At 60.5% G+C, this 17335-nt stretch carries 12 protein-coding genes and 1 riboswitch; of the genes, 10 read left to right on the top strand and 2 right to left on the bottom strand.

Going from position 1 to position 17335, the window contains the following annotated elements:
* Positions 1-94 precede the first annotated feature (94 nt).
* Together HYP802_RS0108265 and HYP802_RS22190 are read right to left on the bottom strand one after the other, a co-directional pair.
* A complete protein-coding gene (locus HYP802_RS0108265) occupies positions 95-1453 on the bottom strand; it encodes a hypothetical protein (protein ID WP_155831190.1) in 1359 nt (452 codons plus the stop codon).
* Positions 1454-2511: 1058 nt separating this feature from the next.
* Positions 2512-3114, bottom strand: coding sequence for a DUF1285 domain-containing protein (locus tag HYP802_RS22190; protein WP_081740956.1), 603 nt, complete (start codon positions 3112-3114; stop codon positions 2512-2514).
* Positions 3115-3303: 189 nt separating this feature from the next.
* Between HYP802_RS22190 and HYP802_RS0108245 the strand changes: the two genes are divergently transcribed.
* The 10 genes from HYP802_RS0108245 (at position 3304) to HYP802_RS0108200 (ending at position 17296) form a co-directional block, all read left to right on the top strand.
* Entirely contained in the window at positions 3304-4302 is a 999-nt protein-coding gene (locus HYP802_RS0108245; protein ID WP_013946707.1) for a MoxR family ATPase, read from the top strand.
* A 7-nt stretch (positions 4303-4309) separates the two neighbouring features.
* The gene (locus tag HYP802_RS0108240) at positions 4310-5308 is read left to right on the top strand and encodes a DUF58 domain-containing protein (protein ID WP_024275530.1); all 999 of its coding nucleotides are present in this window, start codon (positions 4310-4312) and stop codon (positions 5306-5308) included.
* Positions 5305-8301 carry a DUF4159 domain-containing protein gene (locus HYP802_RS0108235; RefSeq protein WP_024275529.1) on the top strand — a complete coding sequence of 999 codons (2997 nt, stop codon included), beginning with the start codon at positions 5305-5307 and terminating at the stop codon, positions 8299-8301. Before HYP802_RS0108240 ends, HYP802_RS0108235 begins: the two co-directional genes overlap by 4 nt.
* A 12-nt stretch (positions 8302-8313) precedes the next feature.
* The gene (locus HYP802_RS0108230) at positions 8314-10455 is read left to right on the top strand and encodes a membrane protein (RefSeq protein WP_013946704.1); all 2142 of its coding nucleotides are present in this window, start codon (positions 8314-8316) and stop codon (positions 10453-10455) included.
* Positions 10456-10474: 19 nt separating this feature from the next.
* Entirely contained in the window at positions 10475-11263 is a 789-nt protein-coding gene (locus HYP802_RS0108225; RefSeq protein WP_024275528.1) for an NAD(P)-binding domain-containing protein, read from the top strand.
* Positions 11264-11366: 103 nt separating this feature from the next.
* Positions 11367-13037, top strand: coding sequence for a DUF4332 domain-containing protein (locus HYP802_RS0108220; protein WP_013946702.1), 1671 nt, complete (start codon positions 11367-11369; stop codon positions 13035-13037).
* Between the two features lie 114 nt (positions 13038-13151).
* A riboswitch (TPP riboswitch) is annotated at positions 13152-13261 on the top strand.
* Between the two features lie 103 nt (positions 13262-13364).
* Complete coding sequence (gene thiC, locus HYP802_RS0108215) at positions 13365-15209, top strand: phosphomethylpyrimidine synthase ThiC (protein WP_024275527.1); 1845 nt, start codon at positions 13365-13367, stop codon at positions 15207-15209.
* Positions 15210-15295: 86 nt separating this feature from the next.
* Positions 15296-15790 (top strand): hypothetical protein, encoded by a 495-nt coding sequence (locus HYP802_RS0108210; protein ID WP_155831189.1) that lies wholly within the window; start codon positions 15296-15298, stop codon positions 15788-15790.
* Positions 15791-15825: 35 nt separating this feature from the next.
* Positions 15826-16524 (top strand): glutathione S-transferase family protein, encoded by a 699-nt coding sequence (locus HYP802_RS0108205; protein WP_024275525.1) that lies wholly within the window; start codon positions 15826-15828, stop codon positions 16522-16524.
* 121 nt (positions 16525-16645) lie between these two features.
* Complete coding sequence (locus HYP802_RS0108200; protein ID WP_013946697.1) at positions 16646-17296, top strand: hypothetical protein; 651 nt, start codon at positions 16646-16648, stop codon at positions 17294-17296.
* Positions 17297-17335 lie beyond the last annotated feature (39 nt).

Raw genomic sequence — 17335 nt, 5'->3', positions numbered from 1 at the left:
CGTCGCTGCGGGAAGGGAGGGAGTGCATGCGGGAGCGCGAGAGCGAGGGTAAGTTTTTTTTCGGCAAGGGGCCGCGAAACTCCACAAATTGGCGCTAGCGGACGTCGGCCGCGACCCGTTCTGGCCCAAGGCTAACCGGCAGGCCGTCACGATCCAGCTTCAAACGATAAATTTGCGTGACTTCAATGCCCTTCCGCTCTGCAGGCCGAATATCGAAACGAGTATTATTGATTGTCACGGTGGCACAATCTGTAGTGAGCTGAAATCTAATCGTCAAATCATCCGCATAAGCCATCTCATACACGTTGAAGCCTTTGCAATCACCCCTGACAAAAATCGTGCGCTCTTTATTGAATGGAACTCTAATAATGGACAGCCAAAGATCAGCTTGCCTACTCCCGCGCTTTTGGGAATAGGTGAAGGAACGATCATTCGTCACAAATAGCGTTTTATTCGCGCCATCGTAATTCCAATAACAACTATCGCAAGTAACGCGCTCCACCTGATGGAACTGCCCCGCCTTCCATTCAAATACGAGTAAAGCAGCGCTGCGCAAATTAAGGGATTCGTCTTGAACCTTATAGCAAGGCACTAAAGTGCCTTCCGTCAGGTCGGCATCCCCCAAGGCCGACTTCTTGCAGTTCGCCACATCCTCTTGAGATTTTTCGAAGGCTACCCTGTTCGTCTGGTCGTATGCCTTCTTGACGTGGAGATCATCGGTCAATTCAACTGTCACCGTAGCACCAAATGGACCGCTATCTGCATCCGAATGATTTATGGAGAATTGCGTGCTTTTGTTGTTATTTATTACCAGCCATGGCGAGGGTGACACGACGTCCATTGTCAGGGATTTCTCGGAAGCATCAAAGGTGAGATTGCTTACCTTTATCGAACCACCGGAATGGAAAGCTGCCGCAATCTCGAATATCCTTTTTGCAAGTTTAAACGAGGGAAAATACGCAGTTACCTTTACTTCGGAAGCTTCGCTCTCTCGACCAACAACCGCGATAAGCGAGTTTTTGTCGGCAATTAATACCTGCGAAATCTGATCCACTGGGAATGAATCAACGGCCACCTCTGTTCCGTCTTTAAACGATGCTACGACATCGTAGCGCTTTGCGAACGGCCACACCCCGGCCTCTCTAATCGATAAGCCATCAAAATTCTGCTCGCCTCCATTTGCTTCGAGTTTTGCGAGCACAACATCTTTCTTCTTTTCGGTAATCGTTGGGGCTGCAAACGATCCTTCACAAAATGTGCCCGTCGAGCGACATTCGTAGCTCCAATATGCCGGCGTAGCGGCCACAATAATTGCTATAGCCGCTAGTATTTCCGATACAGACAGCCACTTTCCTTTACGAAAGGCATCATCCGTTGGGTTTGCAGATTTTGATGGATTAGTGCGCCGGGCCAAATGATCCTCGCGAATCCCAAAGAAGTTCATCTCCGCCAAGACTTCGATGCTTTCGATGGGCCGCCGAAGGTGTCCAATAAATTTCTTGCTAGGTCCGATTTTTTAAGTGGATCGTTTTACCTATTTGCCGTTTAGTTTTGCCACGTCCCCTACCCCATCCCCCACCACATCCCGCCACTCCAAACCCCGACCGCATCGCCGTCGTCACCTGCGGCAACTGCCAACTCCACCAGCTCCGCATAAGCCGCGCGCGTGCACAGTGCTCCAATCTCCCGCGCACGAGCGCGTAGGGCTTCAGCCCCCCGTCAGGCCCTCTTGTCGCGAACTTTCACACCCGTCCGCCCTTGCGTCTCATGGGTGAGTAAGTGACCGTTCCAGGCTTCTTAGAATCCCAGACGATCTCGGCCATCTTCCCTTCTGGCAGCAATCGACAAGCGAGATGGCCGTCGATCCAATCATAAGCCCACGCAGATTCATGGCTATCCGTGAGTGCCTCTGTCAGGACGAGAATTCGTGGAGAGTGCCAGCCCGTAAGAGAGCTGCCGACCGTCACTATGCGATACCGATTACCGTATCTGCACTGAAGATCTAACAGCTTCTCGGCAGTCAACGAGCGAGGCAACGCAATGATCGGTGCAAGTTGGTGCCCCATGTGCGTTTCGCGCTTCATAAAAATCTTCCGTGCGTCGACACGCGATCACCACGCGACAGCCGAGCAGAACTCGGCCAGGCAACTCATTTTCGGAAAACGACTTGAGAGATAAAAAAAACACATCGGTAGAAATGAAAATTCTTCAGACCTTCAAATCATATCGCGCGCACAACGATCCGTACACGGTTATTTTTTCATCTCCAATGCCGCAATCAAATTCAATCACAACAAGTAGATCGCGGACGACAAACGGAAGCCAAATGCAACGTGTGCTGCATTTTTAATCTTTCGACGCCAAAGGTCTATTAATCCGCTAACGGTGCATTTCCCCCATGACCACCCCAGAGATATTTCCTTTGATCGATCCCAACCACATTTTGCGGGGCTGGCGCTCGAAGACTCAGCCAATGGACGTCCGAATGGCGGCGGGCATTCGTCCGGCACCCTACCCCATCCCCCACCACGTCCCGCCACTCCAAACCCCGACCGCATCGCCGTCATCACCTGCGGCAACAGCCAATTCCACCAGCTCCGCGTAAACCGCGCGCGTGCACAGCGCCTCCAATCTTCCGCGCACGAGCACGTAAGGCTTCAGCCCGCCGTCGGGTCCGCTGGGCGCGAACCGAAGCGGATGCTCCGCATCGACCGTAACGACGTCATCGAGGTTGGTGCGGAACGTCAGCCGCTGCGCTTTCCCCTCGCCCTCGACCGCCATCTCGACAGCGAGGAACGGCGCGTCCTCGACGTGAACGTCGACCTTCTCCGCAGGCGTCACGAGATACGTTCGTCCGTCCTCGTCCTTTCTCAGGATCGACGCGAACAGCTTGACGAGCGCGATGCGTCCGATCGGGCTCCCCTGATAGAGCCACGTCCCGTCGCGGCGGATCGCCATGCCGATGTCGCCGCAGTACGGCGGATCCCACTTTTCCACCGGTCTTATGCTCGACGCGCCACCTTCTGACGCCGCCCGCAAAAGCGCATCCAATCCACCCGGTCGTGCGTCAGAATTTCCATTCCCGGACGCAACTTGCAGTTTTTCATTCGGCATTTCTGCCCGCGCCCTCAAGGTGCCTTCAGATGCACCTCATCCTAACGTAACATTCACTTGACCCTATGAGGGCTGGGCAGGATCGTCTAGGCTGATGCTTAAGGCCGAGTACGCAGCCGCTCGGCCATTGTTTTGTAAGGCGAATTCGCCACCAAGAATGACAAGAAGCAGCTGCGCGAGGCCCCCTTTATGAGCACTGTCGTCGAAACGCATACCGATATCGTGCCCCGGCTCGAAGCCGCTGCCGAGCGCGTACAGCGCGCCCACAAAGCGGCAGCGAGCGTCATATTCGGTCAGGATCAGGTGATCGAGCGGACGCTCATCACGATTTTGTCCGGCGGGCACGGCCTTCTGATCGGTGTTCCGGGTCTCGCCAAGACGCTGCTCGTCGAAACGCTCGGCCGCGTGCTGGGCCTCGACGCCAAGCGCATTCAGTTCACGCCGGATTTGATGCCGTCCGACATCATCGGCTCCGAAGTCCTCGAAGATGAGCCGGGCCGCGGCCGCGCTTTCCGCTTCATCAAAGGTCCGATCTTCACGCAGCTTCTGATGGCGGACGAAATCAACCGCGCTTCGCCGAAGACGCAGTCGGCACTGCTGCAGGCGATGCAGGAGCATCACGTCACGGTGGCCGGTCAGCGCCACGATACGCCCGCGCCGTTCCATGTGCTCGCCACGCAGAACCCGCTGGAGCAGGAAGGCACCTATCCGCTGCCCGAAGCCCAGCTCGACCGCTTCCTGCTGCAGATCGACGTGACCTATCCCGATCTCGTCGCCGAGCGGCGCATGCTTTACGCCACGACCGGCACGGAAACGCCGAAACTCGAAACCGTTATCTCGGCGCAGGAACTGATGGCGACGCAGCGCCTCGTCCGCCAGATCCCGGTGCCCGATAAAGTTGTCGAGGCCATTCTGAAACTCGTGCGCTCGGCGCGTCCAGGCACCGGAGCGAACGCCGATACCGATAAGTTCGTCGCCTGGGGCCCTGGCCCGCGCGCCAGCCAGGCGCTGATGCTCGCCGTCCGCGCCAAGGCGCTGATCGACGGCCGCCTCGCCCCGTCCGTCGATGACGTCATCGCGCTCGCGGAACCGATCCTGAAGCACCGCATGGCGCTGACATTCGCCGCCCGCGCCGAAGGCGAAGATCTGAACCATATCATCGCGCGTCTCGCGGCGGCTGTGGAGTAGGTGCGGGATGGCGAGCCCAATCGGGCGGACAGGAACGTCAGGCCAAAGCGAAAGCTCCGAGCGGCGGCGCGTCCTCACGCTTGAGCGCGAAGCCGTTACGCTCGTCGACCGGATGCCGGAACTGCTGATGGAAGCCGCGCGCATCGCCTCGACCGTCGCGCAGGGCATTCACGGACGCCGCCGCGCCGGACCCGGCGAAACGTTTTGGCAGTTCCGCCAATATCAGTCGGGCGAGAATGCGAGCCTCGTCGATTGGCGCCGCTCGGCAAGCTCTGATCATCTCTTCGTTCGCGAACGCGAGTGGGAAGCCGCGCACACGCTCTATCTCTGGCCCGACATCTCGCCGTCGATGGACTTCAAGAGCCATCTCGCGCCAGTCACCAAACGCGACCGCGCGCTGGTGCTGACACTCGCCGCCGCCGAGATGCTTGTTCGCGGCGGTGAGCGCGTTGCATTGCTCGCGCAGATGCTGCCGACTGCCAGCCGCAACGCCGCGACGCGCATTGCCGAAACGATTGCGGCCAACGCCAATTCCGAAACGATCCAGAAAAGCTTGCCGCCGAACGCCGGCCTCAACCGCTTTTCCGGCCTCATCCTGTTCAGCGATTTTCTCGCGCCCGTTCACGCCATTCGCGAACGCCTCGAAGGCTATGCGGGCAATGGCGTCGGCGGTCATCTCGTGCAGGTCATCGACCCGGCGGAAGAGACGCTACCCTATCACGGCCGCACCGAATTCCTGACGCCGTCCGGCAGTCAGCGTTGGGTTGCCGACCGCGTTGAATCGCTCCGTCCGAAATATCAGGAACGCTTCGCAGCCCATCGCGCCGAGGTCGCCGAGATGGCGAAACGCTTCGGCTGGTCGCTGCTGACCCACCACACCGACCGCCCGGCCTCCGAGCCGCTGCTGTCGCTCTTGATGCGTCTCAACGGTTCAGCCCAGGGCTATCGTTGGATGTCGTCCAGCTCTGATGCCGTCAGCTCCGACGATAAGGAGCGCGCCCGATGAGCTTCGGCCCGCTCGCCTTCCTCAATCCCTGGCTGCTTGCGGCGCTCGTCACGCTGCCGCTGATCTATTGGCTGCTGCGCGCCGTGCCGCCGCGCCCGACGCAGATCGAATTTCCGCCGACCCGCATTCTCGTCGGCATCGAGAACGAAGAAAAGACGGCCGAGAAGACGCCGTGGTGGCTGACGCTCCTGCGCCTCATCGCGGCGACGCTCGTCATTCTCGCGCTCGCCGACCCGATGCTCAATTCCTCGAAGGACAAGGGCCTGACCGGCACCGGCCCTGTTGTCATTTTCGTCGATAACGGCTGGGCGGCAGCATCGCGCTGGCCTGAGCGCGCCAACATCATGCAACGCCTCATCAGCGAAGCGGAAAGCAGCGGCCGTCCCGTCATGCTGGTGCCGACCGCCGCCGCCACAAAGCTGCCCGCCATCAAGATCGAGCCGCCCGGCGAAGCGCGCAGCACGGCAGCGGCAATCGAACCGCAACCGTTCGAGCCTGATCGCGAAGCCGCCGTCGCCGCCCTGCAAACTGCGTTGTCGGACGCCGCCGTTAAAAATTCCTCGATCGTCTGGATCGAAGACGGCATCGATCACAGAGGCAAAGTCAGCGACGTCGCAACGAAACTGCAAAATCTAGCGGGTGGCGGTACGCTTTCCGTCATCGACGAAACCAAAGGTCGCGAAGCCTTGGGTCTCGTCGCCGATCTCGCCGAGCGCGGGAAGCTCGAAGCAACGGTGCTCTCGACCGGTGGCCCGGCGCGCGAAGGTGTGGTCAATGCCTTTTCAGCTCGCGGCGAACGTCTCGGTGAAGCGCCCTTCAAGCTCGGCCCCGGCGCAACATCCGCGAAAGCTAAATTCGAAATGCCGCTCGAACTGCGCAACCAAGTCGCTCGCATCGAAATCGCAGGCGAACGCTCGGCAGGCGCCGTTAGCCTGATCGACGCCATGACACAATGGCATCGCGTGGGTCTTCTCTCAGGCGAGAGCCGCGAGGAAGCTCAACCACTGCTCGCACCCCTCTACTACATCGAGAAAGCGCTGAAGCCTTACGCAGACGTTGTCGCCGCCAAAAACGCCAACCTCGTGGAAGGCCTCGACGCCGTCCTGAAGCAGAACATCTCCGTTCTGGTTCTCGCCGACATCGGCACCATCAGCGGCGAAGCCGAAGAAAAGGTCGACGAGTTCGTCAAACATGGCGGCCTGCTGGTGCGCTTCGCGGGACCGCGCCTCGAAAAGGCCGGCGACGATCTGCTGCCCGTCGTACTGCGCAGCGGTGGCCGCTCGCTCGGTGGCGCGCTCTCGTGGTCGTCACCTCAGGCACTTGCACCGTTCGACGAGACCAGTCCGTTCGCCGGTCTGACCGTGCCGAAGGATGTCACCGTTACGCGCCAGGTACTGGCCGACCCGGCCGAACTGACGCCCGACGTCGAGATCTGGGCGCGTCTGCAAGATGGTACGCCCCTTGTCACCTCCGCAAAACGCGGCAACGGCCGCCTCGTCCTCTTCCACGTCACCGCCAATTCCGACTGGTCGAACCTGCCGATGTCCGGGCTATTCGTCGAAATGCTTCGCCGCCTCTCGACCATGGGAACGGTCGGCGCTGCAGCATCGGCGGAACCGCAGTCGGATACGGCCGCAGCCGATACCGCAACGAAAGCCAATACCGTGTCAGCGAGCGTGCTTGCACCTCTGAAGACGCTGAGCGGCGTCGGAACGCTCGTCTCGCCACCGCCGACCGCCGAACCTCTGAAGGCTGCCGAGATCGGTGCAATCCGGCCGAACTTCGAGCATCCGCCGGGCTACTACGGCCAGGCCGCGGCGCCCCGCGCCGTCAACGTGTTGACCGTGAAGAGCACGCTTGCGCCGTTCCCGGAACTGCCCGCGAGCATCGAGAGGTTGACGTATGACAACGCTGCCAGCACCTCGCTGAAGCCTGCGCTGTTAGCACTGGCGCTCGGCCTGCTGTTCCTCGACATCATCGCCGTCATGATCCTCCAGGCAGGCGGCATCGCCGGTCTCTTTTCCCGCCGCCCCGGATCGCGGCGCCGCGCCGCAACGGCTTCCACGATCGTGCTCGGTCTTCTTGCTTTAGGCGCGGGCATCATCGCCCTCGGCACCGATGCGAAGGCGCAGGAGTTTCCGTCCGAGTTTCGCGACGCCATTCCTCAGTTCGACGGCTTCAGTCCGGTAAGCCCGTCGCAGCAGCAAGGCCCGGTGATTGTGCGCCCGCCCGCATCGCCCGCCGATAATGCCGCCATCGACGCGACGAGTAAGGTCACGCTCGCCTACGTGTTGAGCGGCGATCGAGAAACCGACGACACAAGCCGCGCGGGCTTGAAAGGCCTCGGCCGCGTGCTGCAAACCCGCACGGCTGTCGAGCCCGGCGAACCCGCAGCCGTCGACATCACGAAAGACGAGATCGCGTTCTATCCTGTGCTCTATTGGCCGGTGCTGAAGACGGCAAAGGCGTTGCCCGACGCAATCATCGCCAAGATCGACGCGTATATGAAAGAAGGTGGTCTCATCATCTTCGACACGCGCGACTATGGCGACGGCGGCGCTGACATGCTGCCGATGGCAGGCCAGGGCGGCACCGCCATCCAGCGGCTGTTGAGCAAGCTCGACGTGCCGCCGCTCGAACCGGTTCCCGAAAATCACGTCGTGACGAAATCGTTCTATCTGCTGCGCTCCTTCCCCGGCCGCTGGGACGGCGGCCAGCTTTGGGTCGAAGCGACACCGAAAGACGAAAACGAATCCCACAAGGCTCGCGTTTCGGACGGCGTGACCTCGATCATGATCACGTCGAATGATCTCGCTGCTGCCTGGGCGCTCGATGACCGCGGACGCCCGCTTTATCCGGTCGTGCCCGGCGGCGAGATGCAGCGCGAGATGGCGTTCCGCGGCGGCGTCAACATCGTCATGCACGCGTTGACCGGCAACTACAAAGCCGATCAGGTCCACGTTCCCGCGCTGCTTGAGCGGCTCGGTCAGTAGAGGCATTAGGTTTTGAACTGGTCGATTACCTTCGCGCCCCTGATTCCGATGCCGATCCTGATCGGCCTGTCGGTATTGGCGGCCGCGCTGATCCTCATTCTTCTGTTCCGCCGTTCGCGTGGCGCTTTTCTGCGCGCCGGTGCGCTGGCAGCGTTGATCGCGGCGCTGTTCAATCCGATCCTGAAGGAAGAGCAGCGCGAAAGCCTAGCCAACGTCGCGATCGTCGTCCTCGACGAAAGCCCGAGCCAAAAGCTCGCCGACCGCACCAAGCAGATGGACGAGATCCGCGCCAATCTTGAAGCCAAGTTCGCCAAGATCCCGAACCTCGACATCAAATGGGTGACGGGCGGTGTGCCGTCCGATTCAGCGCCGCCGGGAACGAACCTCTTCACGGACCTGAATGCAGCGCTGAACGACACTGCGCCGGACCGCATCGCGGGCGTCATCTTCGTAACCGACGGCGAAGTTCACGACGTGCCGAAGTCCGCCGCATCGCTCGGCTTTGACGCCCCCGTTCACACGCTGCTGACCGGCAAGCGCGATGAATTCGACCGCCGCATCGAGGTGATCGAAGCTCCGCGTTACGGTCTCGTTGGCCAGTCGCGCGAAATCGAAGTTGCCGTCCGCCAGACCGGTACCGCCCCATCCGCGAACTCTGGCGCTGCGACGCTGAAAGTTCGCCGCGAAGGCCAACCCGACGAAACGATCCGCACTGAAGTCAATCGTAACGTCAAAATCGACATGCCGATCCCGCACACCGGGACGAACATCGTCGAAATCGAGTTGCAGCCTGTCGACGGCGAGTTGACGACTGCAAACAACCGCGCCGTCGTTGCAGCAGAAGGCGTGCGCGAAAACCTACGCGTGCTGCTCGTCTCGGGCGAGCCGCACCCAGGCGAACGCACATGGCGCAACTTGCTGAAATCCGACGCCGCCGTCGATCTCGTCCACTTCACGATTTTGCGCCCGCCCGAGAAGCAGGACGGCACGCCGATCAATCAGCTCTCGCTCATCGCATTCCCGACGCGCGAGCTGTTCTCGGAAAAGATCAATGAGTTCGACCTGATCATCTTCGATCGGTACGAGCACCGCGGAATTCTGCAGCTTCTCTACTACGACAACATCGCCCGCTACGTGAACGAGCACGGCGGCGCGCTGCTGGTTGCCGCGGGTGACGATTATGCCAGCCCGTACAGTATCTATAATACGCCGCTCGCCCCGGTGCTTCCCGCCGCGCCGACCGGCCGCGTCCTCGAAATGCCGTTCAAAGCCAAGGTGACGGCGGAAGGACAGAAGCATCCTGTCACACGCGATCTCCCCGGCTGGAATGGCGCGCAGGTCGCCGACAATTCTCCGCAGCCGTCATGGGGCAAGTGGTTCCGTCAGGCCGAGGTGACGCCGCTGCGCGGTCGCGTGCTGATGAGCGGCGCCGAGGACAAGCCACTTCTGATCCTCGACCGCAAGGGCAAAGGCCGCGTTGCGCTGTTGACGTCCGACCACTCCTGGCTCTGGGCGCGCGGCTACGACGGCGGCGGCCCGCACACCGACCTGCTTCGCCGCCTGTCGCATTGGCTGATGAAAGAGCCGGACCTTGAGGAAGAACGCGTCATCGCGTCCGCCAAAGGTCTGAAGCTCACGATCGAGCGCCGCTCGATGGAAGACAAAATTCCACCTGTGAAGGTGCTGGGTCCCGGCGGCGACACGTCTACAGTCACGCTTCAGCCTGTGCCCGTCGAGCCTGGCGTGTGGCGCTCGACCATCGATGTCAAAATGCCGGGCCTCTACAAAGTCGAAACCGATGGCCCCAACGGCCAGCTGACTGCCGTTGCCAATGCTGGCGTCGAAGACCCTCGCGAAATGAGCGAAGTCACTGCGACAGACCAGAAAATGAAGCCCATCGCCGACGCGACGGGCGGCGGCATCTTCTGGACGAAGCCGTCAGGTCTCCTCGCGACTGCAACCGATATCGACGTGCCGCGTATCTCTATGATGTCAGCGGCCAAGGTGATGGCGGGCTCAGACTGGCTCGGTCTGAAAGACCGGCAAGCGTTTCTGACCCGCGGCGTCAAGCTGACGCCGATGTTTACGGGATTTGCGGCGCTTTCGCTGCTACTCGCTCTCATCGCCTTGGCGTGGTGGCGTGAGGGACGATAATGAGAGGGCACATAACCCCATGGGCAGCGCTTCGAATACCCGGCCAATCGGCGTCATAGGCAACGACGAATTCGCAACGGCAATTGCCGAACGCCTCGCTGCATGCCGCATTCCAACGCTCTACGCAGCGTTGCCTGGGGCCTCACCCGCCATCTACGGCGAGCATCTGGAGCCGGTCTCACCAACCTCGAACAGCATGGCGAACTGTCCGGTCATCCTCATCGCCATCGAGGACACCGAAGCGTTCCGCGGCCTCCTGACCAGCCGCGACGCGTCCGATCTCGATTTTGCTCCGCTGTCGGGCGCTGTCATCGTCGATCTCGGTGCCCGCACGCCGCGGGAACTCGATGCGCTGCTCGAACTTCTCGAGCCGCGTGGCGTTTCGCTGACGGACGCGGCGCTGATCGGCGGCGGCGCCGCTGCTGCCGAAGGCCGCGCCAAAGTTCTCCTCGGCGGCGCCGAAACCGCGACCGAGATGGCAGCCAGCATCGTCTCGCTGTTCGGCACCGTCGAGCGTACAGGCCCGCTCGGAAGTGCCCACGCCGCCGCGGCCCTTATGGGCTACATCGAGGCCGCCCATGCCGTCGCCCGCGAGGAAGCCATGGCCCTTGGCGCCGCCTGTGGCCTGACGCCGGACATGATCGCCCGCGTCCTGTCCGAACGCGCGCCCCCGCACGGAATGAACGTCGTACAGATCGCCCGCCGCGCCGATCTTGCCCGCCGTATCGCCCGCGACCGCAATGCGGGAGCCGACATCATCGACCTTGCGGCTGAAAAACAGGCACGCTCCAAGCGCGAAAACCGTTGATGACCTGCGGCGTCCCTGCCGCACGGATCGAGCGACAGCCCCGACTCGCGTAAGCATCTTGCACTTTCGTCGCGAGACTTCACTGCGAGCACTGGGGCCTCACATGTCGCCGCTCTTTCGAATTGTGTATGCTACGCATGCCAACGGCACGCATCACAAGCTGGCGCTCGATGCGCTGGAAGCGATGACGCGCCCGGACAGCGCCGATTGGACCCGCCTGTTCCTGAAACACGTCGAGCGCTATCTCGAAGGCTCGAAAGCCCCTGACGTCACCTTCAAGGATTTCAAGAACCACGTCCTGCACGTATCCGAGAACTACTGGGGCGGCGCGCCGGAGAAGACGCAGGAGTGGTACAACCGCACCGTCTTCGAACTCAAAGCCGGTAATTGGCCGGAAGCCGTCTACGCCGCGGGCGTACTGAGCCACTACTTCACCGATCCGGTGATGCCGTTCCACACCGGCCAGACGGAAGCCGAGAACGCCATCCACCGCGCCACCGAGTGGAGCATCAACCGCTCCTACAATACGCTCCGCGCGCTTGGCGAAAAGCGCTTCGGACGCTTGAGCATCGCGGTTCCCTCTGGCCAGAAATGGCTGGCAAAATTCGTCTGCGACGGCGCCGAATTCTCGCACCGCTATTACGAGAAGCTCATCGCCCATTACGATATTCACAAAGGCGCTTCTCGTCCCGAGGAAGGCCTTGACGACATTGCCAAAACCATCGTCGCCGAACTGCTGATCTATGCCTCGACGAGCTTCGGCAAAGTTCTCGACAGAGCCGTCGCCGAATCCGGCATGTCCGCGCCGGAAGTAACGCTGACGGCGGAAACTTTCCTCGCCATGACGCAGATCCCACGGAAGTTCATCGAAAAGCGGCTCTCGAACGAGGAAGACCGCAAGCTCGTCGCTGCCATCTACGACGAATTGAAAACCACCGGCCGCGTCGACAAATCTCTGTCCGAAGACGATCGCACGATCCGCGACCTTCACAATGCTGAAGTTCTGGCGCCAAAGCTCGCCGAACGCAAAACAGCACGCGCCGCCCGCATCAATGGTCCTGACGACACGCCGCTCGAACTCGCGGTCGCAAAGTCGGCTGCTACCAAAATGGACATTTCCGAAACGCCGCCGACGATCCCGCTGTCGAAAACACCGCCGCCTATGCCCCGCGCCGCGCCGAGCATCGTCGCGCGCATGGAGCCGCTCTGGACGCCCTCGCAACAACGTGCGGCGACAGTACCGCCAGCAGCGACGCCCGCAGCGGCACACACGCCCGCTTCGGCACCTGCCGCGACAGTCGCGCCGATTTCAATCTCGCGGCCGTCCCCTGATCGTCCGTCGGAAACGCGCGTGTATCTGCGCGAAGGCGACGACCTCGAAGCGGCACCCTCCATCGGACCGAAAATCGCCGATCGCTTCGCGGCGATCGATATTCACACGGTCGCAGATTTCCTGAAGCAGGATCCGGAGCAGCTCGCAGAAAAACTCGACGACCCGCATTTCGATTCCGAAACGCTGCTCGAATGGCAGGATCAGGCGAAACTCGTCATGGCCGTGCCGGGTCTGCGCGGCACACACGCGCAACTACTCGTCGGCGCGGGCTACAAGACGGCCGAAGCCGTGGCCGAAGCCGATCCGCTCGCGCTCTCGGCCAGCGTGTTGAAATTCGCAACCACATCGGCAGGCAAACGCGTCCTGCGCGAAGGCCGCCCACCCGACATCGAAAAAATCAAAACCTGGGTCGAGTTCGCCAAACTGGTCGCGGCAGCTTAAGCCAAACCACAGTCATGCCGGCGAAGGCAGCTGCTCGCCCGGTACAAAAATTGACTGTTTCGTGAAGAGATAAGCCCAAGCTTGCCAAGCGCACCCCATCCGCGCAAGAATGGGAGCGTTTCCGAGGGGCGCCGGTTGTCCGGCTGAGATCGCGTAAGAAAGCGCGAGCACCCTTCGAACCTGATCCGGGTCATGCCGGCGAAGGGACGGGGCATTCCGCGGCAGAGCCGCATTCCGCACCTTTCCGGTCAACGCAATTCTGCGCGTGCGCGTGCAGCCATGGTGGAGCACTCCCCTACCAAGGGAGTGGCCGAGAGGAGCAACGTCATGAACAAGCCAACCCGCGCCGCCGACATCCAGACGCCGAAAGTCACTGTCGGCCCGGTCAGCGCCTCGACGAAAGTTTATTCCTCGCCCGAAGGCCATGACGACGTCCGCGTGCCATTCCGCGAAATCGCACTTACCGATATGAACGAGCCATCGTTCCGCGTTTATGACAGTTCGGGACCTTACACCGATCCGTCAATGACGATCGACGTCGCGACCGGTCTGCCGCGCATTCGCGACGCCTGGGTTGCCGAGCGCGGTGGCACCGAAGCTTACGACGGTCGCGTCATCAAACCAGAAGACAACGGCAACGTCACCGGCGCCCACGCCGCGCGCGTGTTTCCGACCGTCTATCAACCGCGCTGTGCCACATCTTCCGCTCCCCTCACCCAGTTCGAATACGCCCGCGCAGGCATCATCACCAAAGAGATGATCTACGTCGCCCATCGCGAGAACCTCGGTCGTGCGGCGGCCCTGGCGCGTGCCAAGGAAGCCCTCGCCGACGGTGAAAGCTTCGGCGCCGATATCCCCGAGCACATCACGCCCGAGTTCGTGCGTTCCGAAATCGCCCGCGGCCGCGCCATCATTCCGGCAAATATCAATCACGGCGAACTGGAACCGATGATCATCGGCCGCAACTTCCTCGTGAAGATCAACGCCAACATTGGCAACTCGGCTGTCACGTCGTCGGTCGAAGAGGAAGTCGAAAAGATGGTGTGGGCGATCCGCTGGGGCGCCGACACCGTCATGGACCTCTCGACGGGCCGCAACATCCACACCACGCGTGAATGGATCATCCGCAATTCGCCCGTGCCCATCGGCACCGTGCCGATCTATCAGGCGCTCGAAAAGTGCGGCGGCGATCCTGTGAAGCTCACATGGGAACTCTATCGCGACACGCTGATCGAGCAGTGCGAGCAAGGCGTCGATTACTTCACCATTCACGCCGGCGTGCGGCTGCCGTTCGTGCCGCTAACCGCCAATCGCGTCACGGGCATCGTTTCACGCGGCGGCTCGATCATGGCGAAGTGGTGCCTTGCTCACCACAAAGAAAGCTTCCTTTACGAACGCTTCGACGAGATCTGCGATCTGATGCGCAAGTATGACGTGTCGTTCTCTCTGGGCGACGGCTTGCGTCCCGGTTCCATCGCCGATGCAAATGACCGCGCGCAATTCGCCGAATTGGAAACCCTCGGCGAGCTGACCAAGATCGCCTGGGACAAGGGCTGTCAGGTCATGATCGAAGGCCCCGGCCATGTGCCGATGCACAAGATCAAAGCCAACATGGACAAGCAGCTGAAAGCTTGCGGCGAAGCCCCGTTCTATACGCTTGGGCCGCTGACGACCGACATCGCGCCGGGTTACGATCACATCACATCAGGCATCGGCGCCGCGATGATCGGCTGGTTTGGAACCTCGATGCTTTGCTACGTCACGCCAAAGGAGCATCTGGGTCTGCCGAACCGCGACGACGTGAAGGTCGGCGTCATCACCTACAAGATCGCAGCACACGCCGCCGATCTCGCGAAAGGCCACCCCGCCGCACAGCTTCGCGACGATGCGCTTTCACGCGCCCGTTTCGAGTTCCGCTGGCAGGATCAGTTCAACCTCTCGCTCGATCCCGACACGGCGATGTCGTTCCACGACGAAACGCTGCCGAAGGACGCCCACAAGGTCGCGCACTTCTGCTCGATGTGCGGCCCGAAGTTCTGCTCGATGAAAATCACGCAGGACGTCCGCGACTACGCCGCCACCCTGAACGATCAGCAGGTTGGCATGATCGAGATGAGCGCGAAGTTCAAAGAGATGGGGAACCAGATCTACATCGACGCCGAAAAGCCATAGGCAGCACACGCCCATTTGCTAGGATCGCGGTTGGCGGAAGCGGTGACACCAGCGCCGCCCGCCCAACGCCAACCGCGGGGGAAGCCATGCAATTTTCAACTATTTCCAGCTTAGATGAATTTCCGGAAACAGCACGGCTACTAGGAAATCTAACCGTTTCATGGTCACACGCCGAACGTGCGATTTACTTGGTCTTCTGGGCCATAACTGGAACCACCCAGGGAAAAGCGTTTGATATCTACGAAAACATAACCAGTTTTCGCACGCGCTACGACCTGACCGCCAAGCTGCTTGAAGAAAGTCTCGATGAGCATCCAAAGATGCAAGACTTACTCTCTTGCTTAAATTCTCTCATCGCGTGTTTTCAGATACGAAATGAATTAGTCCATCGAACTTGGGTCACCTACGATAATAAGAAATTGGGTCTCATCGATCATCGCATGAAGAAAAAGCAAGGGCAGGTTCGATCCATAAGCGATAAAGAAATTCGAGATACCATACGATTGATAAATCAAACGTGTGATAAGATTATTCACGCAATCCTGGAGATTTATCCCCACGCGTTTCAGAAAACCTCTTAATTCGCCTTGTTACAATTTATGAGTCCGTGGATTGCATGCTTACGCTTTATTCTTATCCCGCGCTGTTCGGCGTCGCCGACAACAACGGCTACGGCCTGAAAGTCTATACCTTCCTGAAACTGGCAGGCGTACCGTTCGTGCACGAACACATCTTCGACGCCTCGTCCGCGCCGCGCGGTCAGCTTCCCTACATCGTCGACAATGGCGAAACGATCGGCGACAGCGGCGCGATCATCGCGCACGTCACGCGCAAGTACGGCGTAACGATGGACGACGCGCTGACGCCCGCCCAGCGCGACACCGATCTCCTCGTCACGCGCCTGCTCGACGATCTCTATTGGGTCATGTCGTATTCGCGCTGGAAGGACGAGCGCTATTGGAAGCAATTCCGCGATGCGTTGCTGCGCGAACATCCGCAACTGACGGAAGAGGGCCTCGCCGCTGCAAAAGAATTCAACGCCAAGCGCTATTACTACCAAGGGATCGGCCGCTACGAGCCGGATCAGGCCATGGCGCGCGGCCTCGCGGACCTACAGGTTCTGGCCAACCTCATCCCGGCCGAGGGCTTCGTTCACGGCCCCAAACCGTCAACGATAGATGCCGGCATCTATGGCTTTATCGCCAACATCTATTTCTATGACATCGACACACCGCTGAAAAAATTCGTCGTCGCGCATGACAACATGGTGCGCCACTGCCGCGCCATCCACGACGCCGTCAGCGGCTCTACATGAACGGCGTTGTTGGGGAGAAATTTCCCGACATTGCAACGACCCTAGAATTGACGCAGGTGCCGTCTGACTATGGTCATATCTGCACGCTAGCCGTTCCGGAAAACCATCAAGGATGTGCTGCATGCGAAGTTCGATGTTTCTGCTCGCCCTGATCTGCACTTTGCCGGGATATGCTATCGCCGACGATACGGCCAAGCCACCAAGCAGCCCATCCGCGCCGATCGTCATTTCCCCGATCTTTGGGAAGCTCGTGATGTTCACGCTGCCCGCAGACTTCACCACCGTTTATGAGCAGCCGACCGCCGACAACTATATTCGCGAAGCCGTGCTGAAAGGCGAGACAGCCGAGAAGTGGTCGCAGATGATCACTGTGACCGGCGCGAAAGCCGCACCCACACATCCCGACCTCTCCGCACAATACTTCGCGGCGCAGATCGCGGCCGGATTTCAGAAGGCCTGCCCGAAAACATTCTCGGTAAAGCCGCTCGGCCAGACCGAGATCAGCGGCGAAGACGCATTCGTCGCCGTCGCGAGTTGCGGCAAGATCGATGCGAGCGGCGGCGACGACAGCGAAACAGCCCTCGTCGTTGCGATCAAATCCGCGTCCGCCGTTTACACGGTGCAATGGGCCGAGCGCACGGCCGCGAATGCCGAGAACCTAACGATCGACGAGAGCAAATGGAAAGACCGGCTGGCGAAGCTCGCACCGATCCGCCTCTGCGCAATCAAACCGGACGAGAAACCGCCCTATCCGAGTTGCCTCAACAAATGATGCGAACCAGACTTAACAAAGCGTCATAAACAAAGGCTT

It is taken from the genome of Hyphomicrobium sp. 802 (assembly GCF_000526135.1).
Lineage (GTDB): Bacteria > Pseudomonadota > Alphaproteobacteria > Rhizobiales > Hyphomicrobiaceae > Hyphomicrobium_B.
Note: the sequence above shows the minus strand (reverse complement) of the source record. Positions and strands in the feature narration are given on the sequence as shown.

Excerpts from the sequence above, each read along its gene's own strand:
- HYP802_RS22190 (WP_081740956.1), bottom strand. The coding sequence starts at position 3,114 with ATGCCGAATGAAAAACTGCAAGTTGCGTCCGGGAATGGAAATTCTGAC.
- HYP802_RS0108245 (WP_013946707.1), top strand. The coding sequence starts at position 3,304 with ATGAGCACTGTCGTCGAAACGCATACCGATATCGTGCCCCGGCTCGAA.
- HYP802_RS0108225 (WP_024275528.1), top strand. The coding sequence starts at position 10,475 with ATGGGCAGCGCTTCGAATACCCGGCCAATCGGCGTCATAGGCAACGAC.
- HYP802_RS0108220 (WP_013946702.1), top strand. The coding sequence starts at position 11,367 with ATGTCGCCGCTCTTTCGAATTGTGTATGCTACGCATGCCAACGGCACG.
- HYP802_RS0108210 (WP_155831189.1), top strand. The coding sequence starts at position 15,296 with ATGCAATTTTCAACTATTTCCAGCTTAGATGAATTTCCGGAAACAGCA.
- HYP802_RS0108205 (WP_024275525.1), top strand. The coding sequence starts at position 15,826 with ATGCTTACGCTTTATTCTTATCCCGCGCTGTTCGGCGTCGCCGACAAC.
- thiC (WP_024275527.1), top strand. The coding sequence starts at position 13,365 with ATGAACAAGCCAACCCGCGCCGCCGACATCCAGACGCCGAAAGTCACT.
- HYP802_RS0108235 (WP_024275529.1), top strand. The coding sequence starts at position 5,305 with ATGAGCTTCGGCCCGCTCGCCTTCCTCAATCCCTGGCTGCTTGCGGCG.
- HYP802_RS0108200 (WP_013946697.1), top strand. The coding sequence starts at position 16,646 with ATGCGAAGTTCGATGTTTCTGCTCGCCCTGATCTGCACTTTGCCGGGA.
- HYP802_RS0108240 (WP_024275530.1), top strand. The coding sequence starts at position 4,310 with ATGGCGAGCCCAATCGGGCGGACAGGAACGTCAGGCCAAAGCGAAAGC.